Source organism: Kitasatospora sp. NPDC038210 (assembly GCF_055600605.1).
Window position 1 is genome coordinate 215,520 of record NZ_JBVJYK010000007.1, and the last position, 20,701, is coordinate 236,220.

Consider the following 20,701-nt stretch of genomic DNA (forward strand, 5'->3'; position numbering starts at 1 on the left):
TTGCGTTCGCGGGCGGGGGCCGTCGGGAAGGCGCCGCCCCGCGGCGGCTACCGGCGGGTCAGGGTCGCCGTGAAGGGGCGAGGGGAGAGCGAGAGACCGCGGACGGGGCGGACGGGCCGGCCGGGCGCGGGGGTGATGGTCCAGCGGGCGGCGATGGTGGCGATGGCGAGGACGGCTTCGGTGGTGCCGAAGGTGTCGCCGAGGCAGCTCCGGGCGCCGAGGCCGAAGGGGGCGTAGGTGCCGGCGGCGGGCCGGGCGGTGGTGAGCCAGCGGTCGGGGTCGAACCGGCCGGGGCAGGGGAAGACGTCGGCCCGGCGGTGCAGCAGGTACGGGCTGACCAGGACGGTGGCGCCCGCCGGGACGCGGTGGCCGCCGAGCCGGGTGTCGGCGGTGAGGGTGCGGCTGAGGAGCCAGACCGGCGGGTAGAGCCGCAGGGTCTCGCTGACGATCCGGGCGGTGAGCGGGAGGGCGGGCAGGTCCTCGTGGCGGGCGGGGCGGCCGTCGAGGACGGTGTCGAGCTCGGCGTGCAGGCGCTCGCGGACGGCGGGGTTGGCGGCGAGCAGGGTCCAGGCCCAGGAGAGGGTGGCGGCGGTGGTCTCCGTGCCGGCCAGCAGGAAGGTGACCACCTGGTCGTGGATCTCGGTGTCGGAGAGGCCCTGCCCGTCCTCGTCCACCGCGCCGAGCAGCACGGAGAGCAGGTCGTGGTGGTCGGTGCCGTCGGCGCGGTAGTCGGCGATCAGCCGTCCGGTGACCTCCCGGAGGTCCTGCCGGGCGCGCCGGTAGCGGCGGTTGCCGGGCGTGGGGAGGCGGCCGGCGCCGGGCAGCGGCATCATGACGCGGCGGCCGGCCCCGCGGACGATGGCGTCCATGCTCGCGTGCCCCGGCAGCGCGCCGGCCCGGTCGTGCGCGGCGAACAGGCAGCGGGCGGTGACGGCGGTGGTGAGGCGGTACATCGCGGCGGGGACGTCGATCACGTCGCCGTCGCGCCAGGGGGCGGTGGTTCCGGCGATCTCCTCGGCCGTCATCGCGGCGTAGCCGGGCAGCCGGTCGCGGTGGAACGCGGGCTGCAGCATGCGTTGTCGGCGCCGGTGGGCGGTGGCGGGGCAGGCGGCGAGGCCGTCGCCGGGGGCCTCGCGGGCGCTGTCGGGGACGGGCCCGCCCCCGTCGTGCGCGTGGTCCTCGTCGAGCAGCCGGCGGACCAGTTCGGGGTGGCAGGCGACGTAGGCGTCGAGCGGGCCGAGCCGCAGCCGGACGAGGTCGCCGTGGGCGGCCAGCCCGGCCACGAAGTCGAACGGGCGCCGCAGGAGGGCGGGGGCGTGGCCGAGCAGCGGGAGACCGCCGGGGGCGGTGGCCGCGGTGAACCGGGTGGTCGGGAAGGAGTGGATCGGCACGGGCGTCACCTTGGGTCGGGCGGGAAGGACCGGAACGGTTCGTGCCCGGTGGTCTTTCCCGGCGGCCGCGCGTGAAACGATCGTGGACCGGCGGGTGGGGTGGGCGCGGGGGCGCGCGCCGAATATCCGTGCGCCCTCGAAGATTTGACGGATCGTTTACCAACCGGGCGTACGAGTGACTGGTGCTGCGCCGATCGGCGCATAGACTCGGGGTCTTGCGAGATTACCGGTCAGTAGGCCGGGCGGCACCACCGGTCGGCGTGACGACCGGACGGCAGGAAGCCCGGCGGGGAGTGGGGAGTTCGGATGACCGACGAGCGGGTGCACGCCTTCACCGACGACGCCCTCGGCACGCACGACGCGGTGGCGCTGGCCGCCCTGGTGCGGGCCGGCGCGGTCAACCCCCGGGAGCTGGTCGCCGCGGCCGTCGCGCGCGCCGAGCGGGTCGACGGCCGACTGCTGCCGGTCGCCCACGCCTCGTACGACAAGCCGCAGATCAGCCGGGAGGGCATCGGCGGGCCGCTGTGGGGCGTGCCGACCTACCTCAAGGACAACGTCGACCTGCGCGGCCTGCCGACCGCGATGGGCAGCGAGGCCTTCCGCGCCCAACCGGCCCGCCGCAACGCGCGCTTCACCGACCAGTTCCTCTCCACCGGCCTGGCCGTCCTCGGCAAGACCCGGCTGCCCGAGTTCGGCCTCAACGCCTCCACCGAGTTCGCCCACGCCCAGCCGGTGCGCAACCCCTGGAAGCCCTCGCACTCGGCCGGCGCCTCCTCCGGCGGCGCGGCGGCCCTGGTGGCCTCCGGCGTCGTGCCGATCGCGCACGCCAACGACGGCGGCGGCTCGATCCGCATCCCGGCGGCCTGCTGCGGCCTGGTCGGACTCAAGCCCACCCGGGGCCGGCTGGTGGCCAACTCGCAGGGCGCCAAACTGCCGATCGACCTGGTCACCGACGGCGTCCTGACCCGCTCGGTGCGCGACACCGCCGCCTTCTTCGCGGCTGCCGAGCGCCACCGCCGCAACCCCAAGCTGCCCCCGCTCGGCCTGGTCGAGGGCCCGGGGGAGCAGCGGCTGCGGATCGGGCTGGTGGTCGACTCGCCGATCGCCAAGACCGACGAGCCGACCCGCAGGGTGGTCGAGGAGACCGCCGCGCGACTGGAGGCCATGGGCCACCGGGTCGAACCGACCGCCCTGCCGTTCGGCGAGGAGTTCTCCCGGGACTTCGTCTCCTACTGGGGCTACATCGCCTGGGCGATCGCCTTCACCGGCCGGGTGCTGATCGATCCGAGCTTCCGCGCCGACAAGCTGGACGGGCTGACCACCGGGCTGCGCCGGCAGTTCCAGGCGGAGTTCCCGCACACCCCGGGCGTGCTGCGGCGGCTGCGCCGGGCCGAGGGGGTGTACCACCGGGTCTTCCGCCACCACGACGTGATCCTCTCCCCGGTGCTGGCCCACACCGCCCCGCCGATCGGGCACCTCAGCCCGAACGTCGACTTCGAGGAGCTGATGGACCGGCTGATGCGCTACGTGGCGTTCACCCCGGTCAACAACGTGACCGGCGGCCCGGGCCTCGCCCTGCCGGCCGGTACGGCGCCCGGCGGGCTGCCCGTCGGCGTGCACCTGTCGGCGGCGCACGGGCAGGAGCGGGTGCTGTTGGAGCTGGCCTTCGCGCTGGAGGCGGACCGGCCCTGGCGGCGGATCGAGGACTGACCGGGGGCTCTCCGTCAGCGGCCCGGGGGCCGGCCGGTGGCGGTGGCACTCACGGCGCCGGCGCGGCCACCGACCGGGCCGCGTGCACTTCGTGGTGCAGCCGGGCCAGCGCGCAGTCCGGTGCCAGCGCGGCCGGCACCGCCTCCGGCAGCGGCCGGCCGGTGCGCAGCGACTCGGCGAGGTCGGTCAGCTCGCGGGTCACGGTCCCGACCTCGGCCGGGGTCGGGACGGGCGCGCCGTGTTCGATCCGCACCCGGGTGGCGGTCGTGGCGTCCACGATCCGCTCGACCGCGATCACCACCGGCCACAGGGCCTCCGCCCTGGTCCCGACCGGCGGCGGTTCGGTGAGCGCCCGCTGGAACTCGCTGCGGACCGCCGAGAGGTCCCGGTAGAGCCGCCGCCGGTACCGGGCCCGGGCCGGCTCGTCCCGCCCCGGCGCGGTGGTGAACGCCAGCGACACGTACGAGGCGGTGTCCTGGACGGCTTCGGCGAGGCGGTCGCCGACCCGGGTGTGCCAGGACTCCGGCCACAGCAGGTAGCCGGCCAGCAGGGAGATGGCGCAGCCGATCAGCGAGTCGTAGAGCCGGGGCAGCACCAGGTCGAACCCCCGGTGGTTGAGCAGGTCCGACAGCAGCAGGATCACCGGGGTGATCGCCGCGGTCTGGAAGGCGTAGCCCTTGGCCGACAGGGCGGGGATCAGCGCCGCCAGCACCGCCATCACCGGTACGTCCCACCAGCCGCGCGGCACCTCGGCGAACACGGGGACGGCGATCAGCAGCCCGGCCGCGGTGCCGAGCGCGCGCAGCACGGCGCGCGAGAACACCGAGCCGAAGTCCGGTTTCATCACGAAGGTCACGGTCAGCGCCACCCAGTACGAGCGGGGCACCGCGATCACCGAGACCAGCACCTGCGCGAGGCCGATGCACAGGGCCAGCCGCAGCCCGTACCGCCAGGACGGGCCGGACAGCAGCAGGGCGCGGGTCGCCCGCCGGGCCCGGACCCCCAGGCCCGCGGGCCGGCCGAGCCGGTCGTCGACGGCGTACGGGTCCGGCGCGGGCTCGGACACGACGGCGGCGGCGTGCCCGATGGCCTCGACGAGCGCCCGGGTGGACGGCCCGGCGGGGACGGGCAGGTCGGGCGACGGGGCGGGACCGGTGCGGCCCTGCTCGACGGCGTCGGCCAGGTCGCGGACGGCGGCCGGGTAGGCCGCGGGCAGCGGGCCGTACCCGGGCGGGCGCAGGTGTGCCGCCGCGGCCCCCTCGACCACCGGGATCACCGCGTTGAGCTGGGCCAGCAGCCGTACCAGGGTGGGGGAGCGGCCGTGCCGCCGGGCCCGCCGGGCGAGCAGCAGGTCATAGGAGTGGTTGAGCGACTGGGTGAGCTCGCGGCGCCGGGCGTCGTACTCCGGGGTGCCGGCGGCCGCCAGCACCTCGGCGGCCGAGCGGTAGGTGCCGGCGACCACCGCGCGTTCGGGGACGCCGAGGCGCAGCGGCCAGGCGAGCAGGGTCAGGGCGAGCACCTCCAGGCCGCCGAGCAGCAGCAGTCCGGGCGGCAGCCACCACGGGGAGGGCATCGGCAGGCCCGCGCCGACCACGGCGTTGAGCAGCAGGAGCAGGCCGGAGACGGAGGCGACCGCGCCGATCGAGGAGATCATGCCGGAGACCAGTGCGATGACGGTCAGCACCAGGACGGCCCACCATCCCGTACCGAACACCAGGGTGCCGAGCAGGACGCCGAGGGCGCCGAACAGCTGCGGGACGGCGATGTTGAAGATCCGCATCCGGTAGGCGTCGGCGGTGTCCCCGATCACCCCGGACAGCGCGCCCATCGACACCAGTGCCCCGTAGGCGGGCCGCCCGGTGGCGGTGCCCACCGCGAGCGGGGCGGAGAGTGCGACCGAGGCGCGGGCCACCGCGGCCCGGGGAACCGGCGCGGCCAGGGGCCGCAGGCTCGCGGTCAGCCAGCTGGGCGGGGCGAGCCGGGCGGCTCCTCGGCGTGGCACGCTCCCAACCTACGGCGGCCGGGCTCCGCCGGCCCGGCGTAACACGCGGCGTGGCGAACGGCGCGGTGCACGGCGGCCCGGCGTCACGCCGTGGCCGGCCGTGGTGTCCGGACGCGACGGTGCCCCTTTCCGCGTCCCCGGCGGCCCGCCGCAGTGCGGGCCTCAACGGTTCGCGGGGTTGTCGGGGTTCAATCCGACGGTTATGTCGATTCCCGAAACATACCCCGGCTTATGTCCGCCTGCGAAACATAAAGCGAACCGCGAGAGGCGTCATGAGCTGCGCCGAATTCCCAATCGGCAACCCGCAGGAAAGGGTTGACACCATTAGTTGGTCTAGTCCAATGTGTGGGGGGCGTGGTTCGGCAGAGCCTGAGGCGGGGTGAGAGGCCTTGTCGAGCAGGCGAGTTGGCCCCCTGGCGCGGCGCCGGCGCGCACTCGGGGGCCGAGCCGCGAAGGAGTGTGTGCGGACCGCCGCCGACCCGCAGGGGGAATTCCCGATCCGGCCCGGCGGCCGGTCGAGTGGCCCGCCGCGCCCGTGCCGCCCGCCGAATCAAGCGCTGCGTCGACTACGAACCGTGGAGTGACTGCCCATGCCGAGCCCAGACGGACAGGCCGAGGAGTATCTGTACCGCGCCGCCTCGCAGCGCCCCTACTTCAGCGCGGACACCGAGAGCTACCTGGCCCGCACGGCGCTGTGCGAGATCCGCAAGCAGCACCCGCTGCGCGTGCTCTCCGAGGAGGACTACGCGTTCTGGCAGACCTACGGCTACGTCGTCGTCAAGCAGGCCGTCCCCGCCGAGGCCGCGCGGCGCCTGCTCGACTTCACCTGGGAGTTCCAGGGCCTGTCGCCCGACCGCCCCGAGGACTGGTACCGCCGGCGCGAGTACCGTGACGAACTCGACCAGCACCTCCACATCTACGGCTTCGTCGAGGCCTACCACCACCAGCTCCTGTGGGACAGCCGCCAGTCGCAGCGCGTCTACGACGCCTTCGTGGACGTCTGGGACTGCGAGGAGCTGTGGGTCACCCTCGACCGGCTCAACCTCAACCCGCCGAACGTCCGCAACCGCGACCGCGCGCTGATCGAGCCCACCGACCGCGGTTTCGACATCGAGCTGCACTGGGACGTCGACACCACCCGGGGCGTGCTGCCGCAGCGCGTCCAGGGCATCATCGCGCTCAACGACACCGCCCCCGACCTCGGCGGCTTCCAGTGCAACCCGGAGCTGTTCCGCCGCTTCAACGAGTGGCAGGCCGCCCAGCCGGCCGACCGGGACCCGATCCGCCCGGCCGTCGACCGGGACGAGTTCCCCGTCGTACGGCCCGAGTTGGCGGCCGGCGACCTCCTGATCTGGAACGGCCTGCTCGCCCACGGCGTCGAGCGCAACACCTCCGAGCGTGGCGTGCGCGCGGTGCAGTACCTGTCGATGATGCCCGCGCTGGAGGAAGCCGAGAAGCTGCGCCGCTCCCGGGTGGAGTCCTGGCGCACGCTCGCCACCCCGGACTGGAACCGCACCCTCGTCGGCGACGCCGACCGGCCCGAGTCCCAGCGCTACGGGACGGCCGAACTCACCGAACTCGGGGAGAAGTTGCTCGGACTGCGGTCCTGGAGCGGCAAGCGCCTCGACGAGCCGAACGCCACCGGGGAGCGGGCATGCGCGACGTCTGCCTGACCCTGCCCACCAACCGCGAGTGCGCCGACACCATCACCGCGGTCGGCGCCGAAGCGGTCCACGCCGTACGGCGGTTCGGCGTCCGGGTGCACCTGCTGGTGCTGGACTCCGCCGACCCCGCCGCACGCGGCCGGCACGCCGCCGCGGCCGCCGCCCTGCCCGTCGTCGACGGCCTGACCGTCCACCACCTGGACGAGGACGCCCAACGCGCCTTCCTGCGCGAGGTGATCGACCGCTCGGGCGTCGCCGGCCCCGACAAGCTGCTCGACCTGATGCTGCCCGACACCGTCTCCTACGGCGCCTGCACCAACCGGGCGTTCCTGCTCGCCGCCGCCCTCGGCTGCGCCTCGGTGCACCGCCGCGACTCCGACAGCCGCTACCAGTGGCTCGACGGCGAACCGGTGTTCCCCGTCGAGCACGAACTGGCCACCCTCGGCATCAAGGCCGCCGCCGCGGCCGCCGCCGTCACCGGGAACACCCTCGACCCGGCGCACGCGGACAAGCCCGTCGCCCTGGTCGGAGCCTCCTTCGTCGGCGAACTCTCCGTCGACCTCGGCGAGATCCTCGCCCTCGACCCCGAGGTCTACCACGACGTCGTCGCACTCTGGGCACCCACCGGAGCGAGCGAGCAGGAGCGGCGCGAGCTCGTCGCCGAATCGTTCACCGGCGGCGGCACCGAACCCTTCACCGCCGACCATGCCGTCCTCGGCCGGCCCGACATCTGGCGCATCGACATGTGCAACATCGCCCTCGACGCCGAGGTGTACGAACGCGTGCCGCTGCCGCCCGCCACCGACACCATCGGCAGCGACTACTTCCTGCACCACGTCGTGCACGACGCCACCCTGCCCGGCGTCACCCACAACCGGCACATCGTCAACTACTACACCCCCGAGCGGCGCACCGGCCCCGGCTTCACCGCCTACCAGCTGCGCTACGCCAAGTTCCTGCTCTCCATGCTCTACCTCCACCCGGTCTACGCCGAGATGGCGGCCGCCGGCGGGGCCCTGCTGGACGAGCACCACCACCTGCGCCCCCGGCCGATCGCCGACGCCGCCCGCCGCAGCGCCGCGACCGACCGGGCGGAGAACCACCGCAGACTCGCCGAACTCGACCGCTGCTACCGGCGACTGGGCGGCAAGTACGCCGAGTTCGCCGACCACCTGGCGCCCCGACGGGCGCGCCTGCTCGACCGAGCGCAGTCGGACATCGAGGACTTCGCCCTGCTGATCGACGCGTGGGGCCCGCTGGTGCGGGCGAGCAGGACCACCCCCGCCGACCGGCTGCCGCGCTAGCCGGAGGACCGGGAGCTCTACGTGACACGCCAGACAAGCAGCCAGCCGGCACACCGGGCACGGAACCCGGTGCCCGCCCACCGCGCCCCGACCGTCACCACGGTCCACACCGGCGCACCCCGCCCCGACCGGTACGACCTGCACGACCAGACCGCGCTGCGGGCCGCGCTCGCGGCCGCGACCGATGACCGGATCATCTACGACCTGGACGGCATCGGCCGTCAGTACGCCGCGCTGTGTGCCGAACTGCCGGGTGTCGCGGTGCGGTTCGCGATGAAGGCCTGTCCGGTGGACGAGGTGCTCGGCCACCTCGCCGCACTCGGCTCCGGCTTCGACGCGGCGAGCCCGCAGGAGATCGCCCAGGCACTGCACACCGGCGTGGCGCCCGAACTGATCCACTACGGCAACACCGTCAAGTCCGACCGCCACATCGCCGAGGCCTACCGGCTGGGCGTGCGCGACTTCGCCACCGACAGTCCCCAGGACCTCGCCGCCATCGCCGAACACGCCCCCGGCTCCCGGGTGTTCTGCCGGATCGCGACCAGCGGCGAAGGTGCCCTGTGGGGCCTGAACCACAAGTTCGGCTGCTCACCCGAAGACGCCCTGCGCCTGCTCGACCAGGCCCGCACCGCAGGACTCGTCCCCTCCGGCCTGTCCGTCCACGTCGGCTCCCAGCAGATGACCGCCGAAGCCTGGAGCGCCGCCCTGGACTCGCTCGCCGCCGTCCTGGAAGCCCTCAACTGGCGCGGCATCACCCCCCAGCGCATCAACCTCGGCGGCGGACTGCCCGCCCTCGGCGTCCTCGACCGCCACGGCAACCCCCTCGACCCCCCACTCGACAAGATGTTCACCGTCATCCGCGAAGGCACCGACCGGCTGCGCGCCGTCAACGCCGGACCACTGGAGTTCCTGGTCGAACCCGGACGCCACCTGGTCGCCGACCACGGCGCGATCCGCGCCCACGTCGCCCGCCTCACCTCACGCCACCGCCTCGACGGCACCCGCGAGGACTGGCTCTACCTCAGCTGCGGCAAGTTCAACGGCCTCTACGAGATGGACCAGCTCCAGTACCGCCTGGAGTTCCCCGGCCACCCCGGAGGCCAGTTCGTCAACGCCGTCGTCGCCGGTCCCACCTGCGACAGCGACGACGCCTACACCCGCGACGGCGCCCCCGTCCGCGTCCCGCACGCCGTCGTCTCCGGCGACCCCGTCTGGATCCACTCCTGCGGCGCCTACGCCACCGCCTACACCACCCAGGGCTTCAACGGCTTCACCCCCCTGCCCCACACCTGCATCGGCGGCGCCCAGGCCCCGAACGGAGATACCGCATGACCGACCCCCGAATCCGACTCCTGCGCGCCGACGACTGGGACACCGTCGTCGCACTCGAAGAACGCGCCTACGCCACCAGCGGCCTGTCCGAAGGCCGCGACGCGCTCCAGTCCCGACACCGCGCCTCACCCTCCACCTGCTTCGTCCTGGAACACGCGGGCCACGTCGCCGGCTACCTCCTCGCCCTGCCCTACCCCCTCCACCACTGTCCTGACCTCCACCACACCGAGAACAGCACCGGACACAAGTCGCCCACCACCAACATGCACGCCCACGACCTCGTCATCGCCGAGGAGTTGCGCGGCCGTGGCCTCGCCTCGCGGATGCTGCGCCACCTGGAGGCCACCGCCAGGGCGGCCGGCTACCGGAGCCTCTCGCTGGTCGCCGTCCGCGGCTCGCACGTGCTGTGGACCCCACTGGGCTACCGCGCCCGGCCCGAGACCGAGCTGCCCGCGAGCTACGGCGACGAGGCCGTCTACATGGCAATGAGTCTGACAGGGCGTCAGGATCATCTTCGGGAAACGGATTCCCGCCCGGTCCCGGACCGGGCGCTGCCGCTGCCGCACTCCACCGACCCGATCCCCGGGCCCCGACCCAGAGCCGAAGTGGGCTGATACGCATGTCCCCCGTTCGCGACGACTACCGCCGCTCCCAACTGGCCATCGGCGCGCTGTTCTTCGTCCTTGGATTCCAGTACGCGACCTGGGTCTCCCGGGTGCCCGCGCTCAAGGCCGAGCTCGGCCTGGGCGAGGCCCGGATCGGCCTGCTGCTGATGACCTGCGGGATCGGTGCGGCGGTGTCCTTCCCGCTGGTGGCGGTGCTGATGCGGCGGCTCGGCTCCCGCCTGCTCTCGGTGCTGTCGGCGCTCGCCCTCGGCGTGATCCTGCTAGCCCTGTCGGTGGTGCCCGACTACCCCGTCACCCTGCTGGTGCTGTTCTGCGACGGTGTCGCGGTCGGCTGCCTGAACGTCGCCATGAACGCCCAGGGCGCCGCCCTGGAGGCCCGGTTCGATCGGGCCACCATGTCCCGGCTGCACGCCACGTTCAGTGCCGGCTCCCTCCTCGCCGCGCTGCTGGCCTCCGCCGTCAACGCCTTCACCGGCACCCTGGCCGTGCACTTCGGGCTGGCCGCCGCACTGCTCGCGGCCGTGGTCGCCGCCGCCCGGCCGGGCCTGCTGGCCGACGAGCCGCAGCAGACCGCCGCCGAGGAGGAGAAGAAGGACCGCCGCGGCTTCGTCCTGCCCACCGTAGCGACGCTCTGGATGGGCCTCGCGATGGTGTTCGGCACCGTCACCGAGGGCGCCATGAACGACTGGTCGGCGCTCTACCTCAAGGACGTCGTGCACGCGGGCGCCGGCCTCGCCCCGTTGGGCATCGCCGTCGTCTCGGTGATGATGGTGTGCGCCCGGATCTTCGCCGACGGCTGGCGCACCCGCTTCGGCGACGGCCGCATCGTCCGCACCGGCAGCCTGCTGGCCGGCCTCGGCCTCGCCCTCGCCCTGCTGGTCGGCGGCGTGCTGCCGACCCTCCTCGGCTTCGCCTGCGTCGGTCTCGGCGTCGCGGCGGTCACCCCCTGCGTCTACGTCGCCGCCGCCCGCCGCGGCGCCGACGCGCTCTCCCTGGTCGCCGCCATGGGCACCACCGGCCTGCTCGCCGGCCCCGCCGTGATCGGCTTCGTCGCCGGCGCCACCAGCCTCGTCTGGGGCATGGCCGCCGTCGCCACCTCCGCCGCCCTCGTCTCCCTCTGCGCCACCCGCATCACCTGGCCGTCCACCGGCGCCCGGGACACCCCCACCCGGGAAGCACCCGCCACCACCTGACCCACCCCACCCCCACCCCCCAGTCCTCGCCCGGCACCTCGCGCCCTCCCCCGCGCAAGGTGCCGGGCGAGCCCGACCCGCGCTCCGCCCCCGTCCGCCCGAGAGCCCGCCCGCTCAGGCGGACGGGATGTCCGCGCCGCTGGTGGCGATGTGGTGGGCGAGCTTGGTGCGGAGGTCGGTGAGGCGGGCGATCTCTGCGTCGAGGGTGGCCAGGCGGGCGCGGGGCGCCGGGGGCGAGGTCTCCGGGCCCCCGGCCCGGGCTCCGGCAGCGGCTCCCCGGCCCCGGTGAGTCCTCGGGGCGGGCAACACGTGCGGCCGGGTGGTCAGTCGGACGACTCGGGTGGTGGGCAGGGGCACGGCAGCGCTCCTCGTGAGAAGGGGAAGCCCGTCACGGGGCGCCCGGACGCCACCCCCTGACGGCTGCTTCAGGGGCAAGCGCACCGCTCGATCAGGTGTCTGACGCTGTGTGAGGGGCGGAAGTCTTCTAGAGTCACCGGCGGTACGACCGTACGACCGTGAGCCGGACCGAGAGGGAAGAGCAGCATGACCGAGCAGGCCCCCGCGCCCTTCGAGCACGTGGACGAGGACTGGCAGACGGCGCTGGCGATCGTCGCCCACCCCGACGACATGGAGTACGGCGGCGCCGCGGCCGTCGCCCGCTGGACCTCGCAGGGCAAGAAGGTCGTCTACGTGATGGTCACCAGCGGCGAGGCGGGCATCGACTCGCTGGACCCCGCCGAGTGCGGGCCGCTGCGGGAGGCCGAGCAGCTCGCCTCGGCGCGCGTGGTCGGCGTGGACACCGTCGAGTTCCTCGGCCACCGGGACGGCGTGGTGGAGTACGGGTTGCCGCTGCGCCGGGACATCGCCCGCGCGGTGCGCCGGCACCGCCCGGACATCGTGATCACCAGCAACTTCCGGGAGACCTACGGCGGGGTGTTCCTCAACCAGGCCGACCACATCGCGGTCGGCCGGGCGACCCTGGACGGCGTCCGGGACGCCGGGAACCGCTGGGTGTTCCGCGAGCTGGTGGCGGAGGGCCACGAGCCGTGGAACGGCGTGCGGCAGATCTGGGCGGCGTCCTCGCCGGAGGCGAAGCACGCGGTGGACACCACCGAGACCTTCGACCTGGGCGTGGCCTCGTTGGAGGAGCACAAGGCGTACCTGGCCGGGCTCGGCGGGCAGATGGCGGACGCCCGGGAGTTCCTGGAGGGCTTCGGCCGGGGCGCGGGCAGCCGGCTGGGGACGCGCTTCGCGGTGCCGTTCGAGGTGTTCCCGCTGAGCTAGTCGGACGGTTCGTCGGACTCGGGTCGGGGGTCGGCCGCGGAGTCGGTCCCGGAGTCGGTCGCGGTACCGGAGTCCGCTGCGGTTCCGGCGTCGGCCGTGGCCTCCGTGCCGTCCGGCGTCCCCGTGCCGGCCGTGGCATCCGTGCCGGCCGGTGTCCCCGTGTCGGCCGCGCCCTCGGCGTCGGCGCCCTCGCGGCGCCGGCGCCGGTAGCGCAGCACCTGCCGCAGCAGGAGGGCGGCGACCAGCAACCCGAGGCCGATCGCGAACCAGAGCTGGTAGCGGATCGCCGTCCGGTACACCGCGCCGATGTTGGCGCCGGCCAGGTAGCCGAAGGTGCCCCAGGCGGTCGTCCACAGCACCGCGCCGAGGATGTTGAACGGCAGGAACCGGCGCCAGGGCATCCCGGTGGTTCCGGCGATGATGCCGTTGGTCTGGCGCAGCACGTCCACGAAGCGGGCGACCGTGACGACCTTGCCGCCGTTGCGTTCGAAGAAGCCGTCCGCGCGCTCCATCCGGGCCGGAGTGAGCAGGACGTAGCGGCCCCAGCGGTGGACGAAGGCGCGGCCACCGGTGCGGCCGATCAGGTAACCGAGGCTGTTGCCGAGGGTGGCGGCGACCGCTGCGATCACCAGGACGGCGGCGAAGTCCAGGTGCCCGGCGCCGGCGTACACCGAGGCGAGGACCAGGATGGTCTGCCCGGGCACCGGGATGCCGCAGTTGTCGAGCAGCACGAGCAGCGCCACCGCGAGGTACCCGTAGTGGTCCAGCAGTGGCGCGAGCCCGGCGAGTGCCCCGGGCAGCGGGGTGGTGGGGGCGGACACCGCTCCTCACCACCTCGCGCGGTCGAGGCGCGGGGTGGCAGGGGCGTCGGTCAGCGTCCCGCCTGACGCGTTTCGATGTTGCAGTCGGGGCCGGGGTAGATCAGACCCTCGTGGCCGTCCTCGAAGCGGACCATGTACGGCGGCTGGCCGTCGGCTCCGCGCACCTCGATGATCTCGCCCTTCTGGTCCACCATGCCCACCGACCTGCTGTGGATGTGGAGCTGGTCACCTACCGCTGCGTGCATGGTCTGCTCCTCGGGTCGTGGTGGCCGCCTCCGCGGCCGTTCCGCTATCCACTGTGCTGCGGGGGCGGCGGGCTCGCAACGCCTCGGGCGGACGGGACGCGGGGGAACCCCGGGCCGGGCGTCAGCGGGCGGGCAGCTGTTGCACGAGGTAGCCGCGGACCAACCGCTTGCACTCGGCGATCAGTGTGGGATCACCGTCCGGGTCCCCGCGGAAGGCCAGTTTGAGCACCGCGTCGGCCGCCTCCAGGGCGACCCGCAGGGTCAGTGTGGTGGCCGCCGGGTCGCCGGCCCGGAAGAGTTCGCCGCCGAGTGCCTGAAGGCGCAGGGCGACGGCGGTGTTGTTGTCCACGCCCGTGTCCAGCAGGTGACGGTCGTCGCGGACCCCGGCGGGGACGACGGGCCCGGCCAGGCCGAAGTCGACCTGGCCGAAGCCGGGCACCGTGCGCTTCATCGCCACGAACTCCTCCACCGCGAGGTCGGTGAAGACCGCCGGGTCGACCGGGGCCGCGGCGGTCAGCCGGGCGTCGAGACGCTGGAGGTAGCGGTCGAGGTTGCGGCCGGCGAGCGCGGCCAGCAGGTCCTCCTTGCCGGCGAAGAACTGGTAGAGGGTGCCGATCGGCACCTGCGCGCGGTGGGCGACCTCCTTGGTGGTGAGCGCGGTCGCCCCGACCTCGTCCAGCAGCCCGGCGCAGGCGTCCAGGATGCGGCCGTACCGCTCCTGGCTGCGCTGCTGGACCGGGCGCCGCCTGGCCGACGGGGCCGTCCGTCCCGTCGGCTCGTGACGCCGGGTGCGCACGAACGCACCCGCCTCGCTGCCCTCGGCGGCCGCGTCGCGCAACGCGCACCGTTCGATTGGCTCGCTCCGCTCGCTCATGGGCTCACTCTGCCGCATTCGCCGTGGTGGCGGCGAATCACCGGGGCCGGAGGGGCCCGGAGTGCTCCGTGGGGGAGGAATCGACTGGTGGCCGGAGCTGAACGGCACGGTGGCGGGAAGGTGTCCACGAGTTGGCTTTGGTCTTGTCGTGGACGCGAAGACCGGTTCATACTCCTGGGGCGGACTACCTTGTGTGATCGGCCCGTGTCTCTTCGTGGTGATCGCGATTCGGTCGTGGCCGCCGTGACGACCGTGACGGCCAGGACGACTGTGGCGGCCGTGACGGGCGTTCCGCCGGCGCCGCAGGTCCGGATCACCCCGTGTGCCGCCTGACTCGTGCCACGTCCCGTTGCTCGTCCCGTCGAACGGAAGGAGGGGGTCGGCCCGGTGACGCTGTCCCAGGGAGGGCGTGAGGCCCTCGACACCGCGAACCGCCGGCAGTTCCTGGAGTCCGGGTACCTGGTCCTGCCCGGCCTGCTGCCGGAAGCACTGCGCGAACGACTCGTCCCCGAGGTGGACCGGTGGGTGGACGACGGGCTGCGGGCCCGTTCCATCGCGGCCTGCGCGGACCCCGCCCGGAACGGCCCGCCCCCGCTGCTGGAACTGGAGTTGCCGGCGCACGGCGAACTCCTCACCCACCCGCCGCTGTTGGGCACCCTGACCCGCCTGCTCGGGCCGTCCTTCGTGTTCCACCACCTGCACAGCGACCGCCAGGCCCCGGACATCCCCGGCAAGCCCTGGCACCACGACTGCGAGCCCAACGACCGCGCCGACCCGTCGCTGCTGATGGTCCACGCGCTGCACTACCTCGGCGGACTGGACGAGAAGGTCGGCAGCCTGGCCGTGCTGCCCGGCTCGCACCGCGGCACCGCCGACAGGTCCGCCTTCGCCCACCGCGGCACCGCGGAACTGCCCGGCGAGGTGGTCATCGACCGGCTGCCGCCCGGCTCGACCGTCCTGCTCAACTCGGCGCTGTTCCACACCCGCAGGCCGGCGCCCGACGGGCCGGGCCGGAACCGGTACTTCATCGACGCCTCCTACTGCCAGGTGGGCGCGCGCTGGCGCCCGGTGAAGCCGTACTGGCGGCAGATGCTCGCCCGCGCCCGAGAACTGGACCTGGCCGACGGCCAGTGGCCCGAGCTGTTCGCGGAACGGCACTTCACCGAGTACACCGGAACCGTCTGAGGAGCCCTGCCGTGGAGATCGTCACCGCCGTCGCCTACTCCGAGGTCCACGACGCCTACCTGCGGGACCACCCGGTGGAGCGGGCCCACGAGGCGAACAGCAACGTGTACGGGGAGGAGAACCTCGAACGCGCCGACCGCATGCCCGGCGGCTGGTGGCGCGTCAGGCTGTCACGGGCGGACGTCCTGGGCGTCGTCCTGCCCTGGCACCTCAGTGAGGGCGGGGAGCTCGAACTGGTACCGCGCACCGGGCTGACGGTGGGGGAGGCGGCCGCCCGGGTCCGCTCCGGCGGGGCCGCCTGGACGGCCGCCAACCCGGTCTGCGCGGCCAAGCTGAAGCTACTGCGGCGGGCCCCGTTCACGCCGCTGTTCCTCAGCAGCGCACCGGTCGACCACTCCGACTACGGGGAGCTGTCCGCCCGGGCCGGGCTGATCCACCTCGACGGCCTGCACCGCATGCTGGCCTGGGAGTTGGCCGGTCGGCTGCCCGCCCGGGCGGCGCTGGACGGGTACCTGGTGGGCGACGCAGGGCTGCCGGGCGGCCGGCTGCCGGCCCGGGGGGCCCGGACGGGCCGGGCGGGGGACGAGTCGGCGTGAGCCCCGCGACGCAGCACGCCCGCTCCGCACCGTCCGCCTGCGCCGCCCGCTCCTTGCCCGCGCTGCTCGCCCGCCTCGCGCGGGCCCACCCCGACCGGCCCGCGCTGAGCGACGGCGTGCGCGGCGTCGACTACCGCACGCTGGACGCCGCAGCCGGCCGGATCGCCGCCCGGCTGGCCGCCGCCGGCACCGGGCGCGGGGACAGGGTCGCCCTGGTCGGGCCCCGGGACGCCCGGATGCTGGTGCTGCTGCACGGGGTGCTGCGCTCGGGCGCGGCGGCCGTGCTGGCCGACCCGGACTGGTCGCCGGCCGACCTCGCCCGGCGGCTCGCCGCCGTACGGGTGGCCCGGGTCCTCGCCACGGAGAGCGGGCTCGGCGGGGAGGTGCTGGACGTCGAGGCGCTGCCCGAGCGGCCGGTACCCCGGCCCCGGGAGGGGCGGGAGGACCGGGGGGACCGGGCGGGCCGGGACGGCCGGGCGGACGGGGAGAGCAGGGAGGAGGTGCTGCCCGAGGACGTCGCGTACCTCTCCTTCACCTCCGGGTCGAGCGGCGAGCCCAAGGCCGTCGCCGTCACCCACGCCAACGCCGTGCACTACGCGCAGGCGCTGGCCGGACGGCTCGCCCTCACCGAGGCCGACGCGCCGTGCACCGCGCACGTCACCACGCTGGCCGCGGACCTCGGCCACACCGCCTGGCTGCTCGCCCTCGCCACCGGCGGCTCGGTGCACGTCGTCCCGGACCGCGAGGTGCGCGACCCGGACGCCTTCTGGGCCTCGCTGCGGCGCGCCGGGGTGACCGTGCTGAAGACCACCCCCTCGCACCTGACCGCCCTGCTGGAGGGCCGCCCGGCGGACGCGCCGCCGCTGCACACCGTGCTGCTCGGCGGCGAGCCGCTGCCCCGGCCGCTCGCCGCCGCCCTGCTCGACGGCGGCACCACCGCCCGGCTGGCCAACCACTACGGGCCGACCGAGACCACCGTCGGCGCCACCTGCCTGCTCGCCGCCGACGCCCGCCAACTCCCCGCGGAGGAGGCGACCGTACCGATCGGCACGCCGATCGGCGAGGTGCTGCTCACCGTGGTGGACGGCGCCGGGCGGGCGGTGCCCCACGGCACGGCGGGGGAACTGCTGATCGGCGGGCGCGGCGTCACCGCCGGGTACTTCGGGCGCCCGGTCGAGACGGCCCGCGGCTTCGTCCACCGCGACGGCCGGGTGATGTACCGCACCGGCGACCTGTGCCGGCGGCGGGCGGACGGGAACCTGGTCTTCCTGGGCCGGGTGGACCGCCAGGTGAAGGTGCGCGGCTACCGGGTGGACCTCGCCGAGGTCGAGCGCGCCATGGACGGCTACCCGGGCGTCGTCCGCTCGGCGGCGCTGCTCCGGGAGACCGCCGTCGGCAGTCAACTGCTCGGCGCGGTACGGCTGTCGGGTGGCATCGCAGCGGTCGACGGCCTCGACGCGTACCTGCGGGACCGTCTGCCGGGCTACTCGGTGCCCCAGCCGGTCCTGGTGCTTCCGGACTTCCCGGTGGGGCCGAACGGCAAGCTCGACCGCCGACGGCTGGGCGAGCTGGTGGCCGCACTGGTCGAGGCCCGGGCGCAGTCCCCGGGTGCCGAAGGGGCCGGCCGGCACGGCCTGGCCGGGGAGATCGCCCGGTTCTGGGCCGGCGCGCTCGGACTGCCCGCAGTCGGTCCGCGGGCCGACGTACTGGGCCTCGGCGGGGACTCCATCCTCGCCATGCGCACCGTCGCGTTCCTGCGGCGCTCGGGCCTGCGGGTCGCCTACGAGGACTACTACCGGCACCCGACGGCGGAGGGCCTGGCAGCCGCCGCCGTCCCGGCCGCACCGTCCCTCCCGGCTCCGCTCGCCGGTGCTGACGCCGGCAGCGGTAGCGGCATCGGCACCGACGCCGATGTCGTTCGACTCGCCCCGGCGCAGCGCTGGTTGTACCGGCAGCGGACCCTGCAGGACGTGCGGCACTGGAACCAGTCCGTGCTGCTGCGCTGTCGCACCGCCGTGGACCCGGCGGCGCTCACGGCGGCCGTCGCGGCCGTCCTGGAACGCCACCCGGCGCTGCGCCGGCCGGTCTCCCCGGGCGGTTGCGGCGCACCCCGGCCGGTGCCCGAGCTCGACCCGGTCTCCTACTCCCGGATCCCGCGCGAGGCCGCCCCGATCGCCGACACGATCGCCGGGGTCTGCACCGAACTCCACCGCAGCCTCGACCCGTTGGCCGGCCGGCTGCTGCGCGTCCACCTGTTCTCGGGCCCGCCCGGGACGGACGACCGGCTCGCGCTGATCGCGCACCACCTGGTGGTCGACGGGCTGTCCTGGCGGATCCTGCTCGACGACCTGGCGCACGCGTACCGGGCGGTGCTGGACCAGAAGCCGGCCGAGCTGCCGCCCACGGCGGACTTCTACGCCTGGGCGGCAGCCGCCGCGGCGGCGCCTGCCGGGTCCGGGGCTGGGCCTGCGGGAGCTCGGGTCGCGCCCGTCACGGCCGCCGCGCCCGCCGTCGGGGCTCCTGCACCGCCCGTGGCCCGGCCCGGCGCGCTCAGTTGGGCGCTCGACGCGGACGCCACCGCCCGGCTGGTCGGCCGGTACGGCGGCGGGGCCGGGCTGGAGGCCGTGCTGCTCGCCGCCTTCGCCGGAGCCGTCACCGGCTGGAGCGGCCGCCCCCGGTTCGCCGTCGAGGTCGAGACCCACGGCCGGGACGCCGCCGGCGATCCGGGTGAGTTCCTGGACACCGTCGGCTGGTTCACCGCCGTCAAGCACGTCGAACTGCCGGCCGGGGCCGATCCGCAGACGGTGGCGCGGCGGCTGCGCGAGGCGCCCGTCCGGCCGATGGACGTACCGGGGGACACGCCCGGGGACGCGCGGGTGGACGCGCCGGGCGCCGTGCCGGGGGAGCGGCCCGCCGCCGGGTTCAACTTCCTCGGGACCTTCCGGCTGCCCGAGGAGCCCGCGCTGGACTGGACGGTCGCCGAGGAGCAGGCCGGTACGGCCCGCTGCGCCGGGGGCGACCCGCTGTACGAACTGCGGCTCACCGCACGGATCGTGGAGCAGCGGCTGGTCGCCGACCTGGTGTACGGGTGGCCGGCGCTGGCGCACCACGCCGCCGAGCGGATCACCGGCGCGTTCGCCGAGGCCGTGGCCACCGAGGCGGGGGTCGGGACGACGCGGGCCGGGACGGTGCGAGCGCGGCCCGTCCGCGCCCCGCTCTCCACCTCCGGCCAACTGCTGCACCCGGGTGTCCCGCCGACCGCCCGGGCGACGGTGCGCGAACCCGCCCGGGTGCTGCTCACCGGCGCCACCGGCTACCTCGGGCAGCACCTGCTGGACGCCTTCCTCCGCCGCGGCGCCGACGTCACCTGCCTGGTGCGGGCCGCCGACGACGCCGGGGCCCTGGACCGGCTGGGCCACGGCGCGTCCCGTGCGGTCCACGCCGTCGCCGGGGACGTCGACCGGGAGGGCCTCGGCCTCTCCCCGGCCGGGCTGGAGCAGGCCCGGGGCGCACGGATCGTCGTGCACGCGGCGGCCGACGTCCGGCTGGTGGCCTCGCCGGACGAGCTGGAGCGCACCAACCACACGGCGGTGCGCCGCCTGCTCGACTGGGTCGGGGAGCACGCCCCGGTCGCCGGTGTCCACCACGTCTCCACGCTCGCCGTCTCCGGCGGCGTGGACGGCCCGCCACGTCGCTTCAGTGAGGCGGACCTCGGGATCGGGCAGCACTTCCGCACCCCGTACGAGCGGACCAAGTACCGTGCGGAGCAGGCCGTCCGGGCCTGGGCCGCCGGGGGGCACGCCGCCTACCTGCACCGCAGCGGCCACATCGCGGCGCACAGCCGGACCGGCGCGTTCCAGGCCAACATCGGCGACAACCGGGTCTACCAGCTGATCCGCGGCTACCTGCTGGCGGGCGCCGCCCCCAGCCGGCCGGACACCGCGTTCGCGTTCTCGCACGTGGACACGGTGGCCGCCGGGATCGCCGCGATCGCCGTCGACCCGTACGCCGCGCCGGGCGCCTACCACGTCGAATCGCCGTACGAGGTCCCGCACGACGAACTGGTCGGCTGGCTCGCCGGGCAGGGCCGCCGGGTGCGGCTCACCGACGAGGAGACCTTCGCGGCCGCGATCGCCGAGGCCGAGCGGCGGCACCCGACGGCCGCCCGGCTGGCCGCGGCCTGGGCGCAGCAGGAGGACCGCAACGTCCGGGTGGACAGCGGGTACACCGCGGCCGTGCTGGACCGGCTGGGCGTGCGCTTCACCGCCCCGACCCCGCAGTGGTGGGCGGCCGCGCTGGCCTGGGCCGCCGAGGCCGGTTTCCTGCCGCCCGCCGACCCGTCCCCGCCCGCCGACCCGTCCCCGCCCGCTCCCGAAGGGCCCCGAAGCCCGCGAAGTCCCCGAGAAACCCGAGATCCCCGAAGCCCCCGAGGTCCCGAAGCTTCCGAAGGCAGGACTCACCCGTGAAGGCAGGC

The 20,701-nt window shown here is 74.9% G+C and carries 16 protein-coding genes; 10 read left to right on the forward strand and 6 right to left on the reverse strand.

What is annotated here, in order from left to right; genetic code table 11:
- Positions 1 to 47: 47 nt before the first annotated feature.
- Entirely contained in the window at positions 48 to 1,391 is a 1,344-nt protein-coding gene (locus ACZ7KX_RS17200; RefSeq protein WP_470327125.1) for a cytochrome P450, read from the reverse strand.
- Positions 1,392 to 1,697: 306 nt separating this feature from the next.
- On the opposite strand from ACZ7KX_RS17200, the gene ACZ7KX_RS17205 reads away from it, so the two are divergent.
- Positions 1,698 to 3,101: an amidase gene (locus ACZ7KX_RS17205; protein WP_470327126.1), complete on the forward strand. Its 1,404-nt coding sequence runs from the start codon at positions 1,698 to 1,700 to the stop codon at positions 3,099 to 3,101.
- Between the two features lie 49 nt (positions 3,102 to 3,150).
- Here the strand turns inward: ACZ7KX_RS17205 and ACZ7KX_RS17210 are convergent, their stop codons facing one another.
- Positions 3,151 to 5,103, reverse strand: a complete 1,953-nt coding sequence (locus ACZ7KX_RS17210) for an FUSC family protein (RefSeq protein ID WP_470327127.1) — start codon at positions 5,101 to 5,103, stop codon at positions 3,151 to 3,153.
- A 590-nt stretch (positions 5,104 to 5,693) separates the two neighbouring features.
- Here ACZ7KX_RS17210 and ACZ7KX_RS17215 point away from each other — a divergent pair.
- The 5 genes from ACZ7KX_RS17215 to ACZ7KX_RS17235 all read left to right on the forward strand — a co-directional run bounded on the left by ACZ7KX_RS17215 (position 5,694) and on the right by ACZ7KX_RS17235 (position 11,222).
- Positions 5,694 to 6,776, forward strand: a complete 1,083-nt coding sequence (locus tag ACZ7KX_RS17215) for a phytanoyl-CoA dioxygenase family protein (protein WP_470327128.1) — start codon at positions 5,694 to 5,696, stop codon at positions 6,774 to 6,776.
- On the forward strand, positions 6,758 to 8,071 hold the full coding sequence (locus ACZ7KX_RS17220) for a DUF6271 family protein (RefSeq protein ID WP_470327129.1): 1,314 nt from the start codon (positions 6,758 to 6,760) through the stop codon (positions 8,069 to 8,071). Before ACZ7KX_RS17215 ends, ACZ7KX_RS17220 begins: the two co-directional genes overlap by 19 nt.
- 138 nt (positions 8,072 to 8,209) lie before the next feature.
- Entirely contained in the window at positions 8,210 to 9,403 is a 1,194-nt protein-coding gene (locus ACZ7KX_RS17225; RefSeq protein ID WP_470327266.1) for a type III PLP-dependent enzyme, read from the forward strand.
- Entirely contained in the window at positions 9,400 to 10,017 is a 618-nt protein-coding gene (locus tag ACZ7KX_RS17230) for a GNAT family N-acetyltransferase (RefSeq protein WP_470327130.1), read from the forward strand. The genes ACZ7KX_RS17225 and ACZ7KX_RS17230 overlap by 4 nt, the downstream gene beginning before the upstream one ends.
- 5 nt (positions 10,018 to 10,022) lie before the next feature.
- Positions 10,023 to 11,222 (forward strand): MFS transporter, encoded by a 1,200-nt coding sequence (locus ACZ7KX_RS17235; RefSeq protein ID WP_470327131.1) that lies wholly within the window; start codon positions 10,023 to 10,025, stop codon positions 11,220 to 11,222.
- Positions 11,223 to 11,336: 114 nt separating this feature from the next.
- Here the strand turns inward: ACZ7KX_RS17235 and ACZ7KX_RS17240 are convergent, their stop codons facing one another.
- Entirely contained in the window at positions 11,337 to 11,579 is a 243-nt protein-coding gene (locus ACZ7KX_RS17240) for a hypothetical protein (RefSeq protein WP_470327132.1), read from the reverse strand.
- A 186-nt stretch (positions 11,580 to 11,765) separates the two neighbouring features.
- On the opposite strand from ACZ7KX_RS17240, the gene ACZ7KX_RS17245 reads away from it, so the two are divergent.
- Complete coding sequence (locus ACZ7KX_RS17245; RefSeq protein ID WP_470327133.1) at positions 11,766 to 12,506, forward strand: PIG-L deacetylase family protein; 741 nt, start codon at positions 11,766 to 11,768, stop codon at positions 12,504 to 12,506.
- Here ACZ7KX_RS17245 and ACZ7KX_RS17250 read toward each other — a convergent pair.
- The 3 genes from ACZ7KX_RS17250 to ACZ7KX_RS17260 form a co-directional block, all read right to left on the reverse strand.
- Positions 12,503 to 13,327, reverse strand: a complete 825-nt coding sequence (locus ACZ7KX_RS17250; RefSeq protein WP_470327134.1) for a DedA family protein — start codon at positions 13,325 to 13,327, stop codon at positions 12,503 to 12,505. The two genes, ACZ7KX_RS17245 and ACZ7KX_RS17250, sit on opposite strands and share 4 nt — an antisense overlap.
- A gap of 50 nt (positions 13,328 to 13,377) precedes the next feature.
- Positions 13,378 to 13,572, reverse strand: a complete 195-nt coding sequence (locus tag ACZ7KX_RS17255; protein ID WP_350525782.1) for a DUF1918 domain-containing protein — start codon at positions 13,570 to 13,572, stop codon at positions 13,378 to 13,380.
- A 121-nt stretch (positions 13,573 to 13,693) separates the two neighbouring features.
- A complete protein-coding gene (locus ACZ7KX_RS17260; protein WP_470327135.1) occupies positions 13,694 to 14,446 on the reverse strand; it encodes a TetR family transcriptional regulator in 753 nt (250 codons plus the stop codon).
- 387 nt (positions 14,447 to 14,833) lie between these two features.
- Here ACZ7KX_RS17260 and ACZ7KX_RS17265 point away from each other — a divergent pair, with 387 nt between their 5' ends.
- Genes ACZ7KX_RS17265 through ACZ7KX_RS17275 form a run of 3 tightly spaced genes read left to right on the forward strand, consistent with a single transcriptional unit; the run spans position 14,834 to position 20,693 of the window.
- Complete coding sequence (locus ACZ7KX_RS17265; RefSeq protein WP_470327136.1) at positions 14,834 to 15,631, forward strand: phytanoyl-CoA dioxygenase family protein; 798 nt, start codon at positions 14,834 to 14,836, stop codon at positions 15,629 to 15,631.
- A gap of 11 nt (positions 15,632 to 15,642) precedes the next feature.
- Entirely contained in the window at positions 15,643 to 16,227 is a 585-nt protein-coding gene (locus ACZ7KX_RS17270; protein WP_470327137.1) for a DUF6309 family protein, read from the forward strand.
- Positions 16,224 to 20,693 carry an AMP-binding protein gene (locus tag ACZ7KX_RS17275; protein ID WP_470327138.1) on the forward strand — a complete coding sequence of 1,490 codons (4,470 nt, stop codon included), beginning with the start codon at positions 16,224 to 16,226 and terminating at the stop codon, positions 20,691 to 20,693. Before ACZ7KX_RS17270 ends, ACZ7KX_RS17275 begins: the two co-directional genes overlap by 4 nt.
- Positions 20,694 to 20,701: the final 8 nt, after the last annotated feature.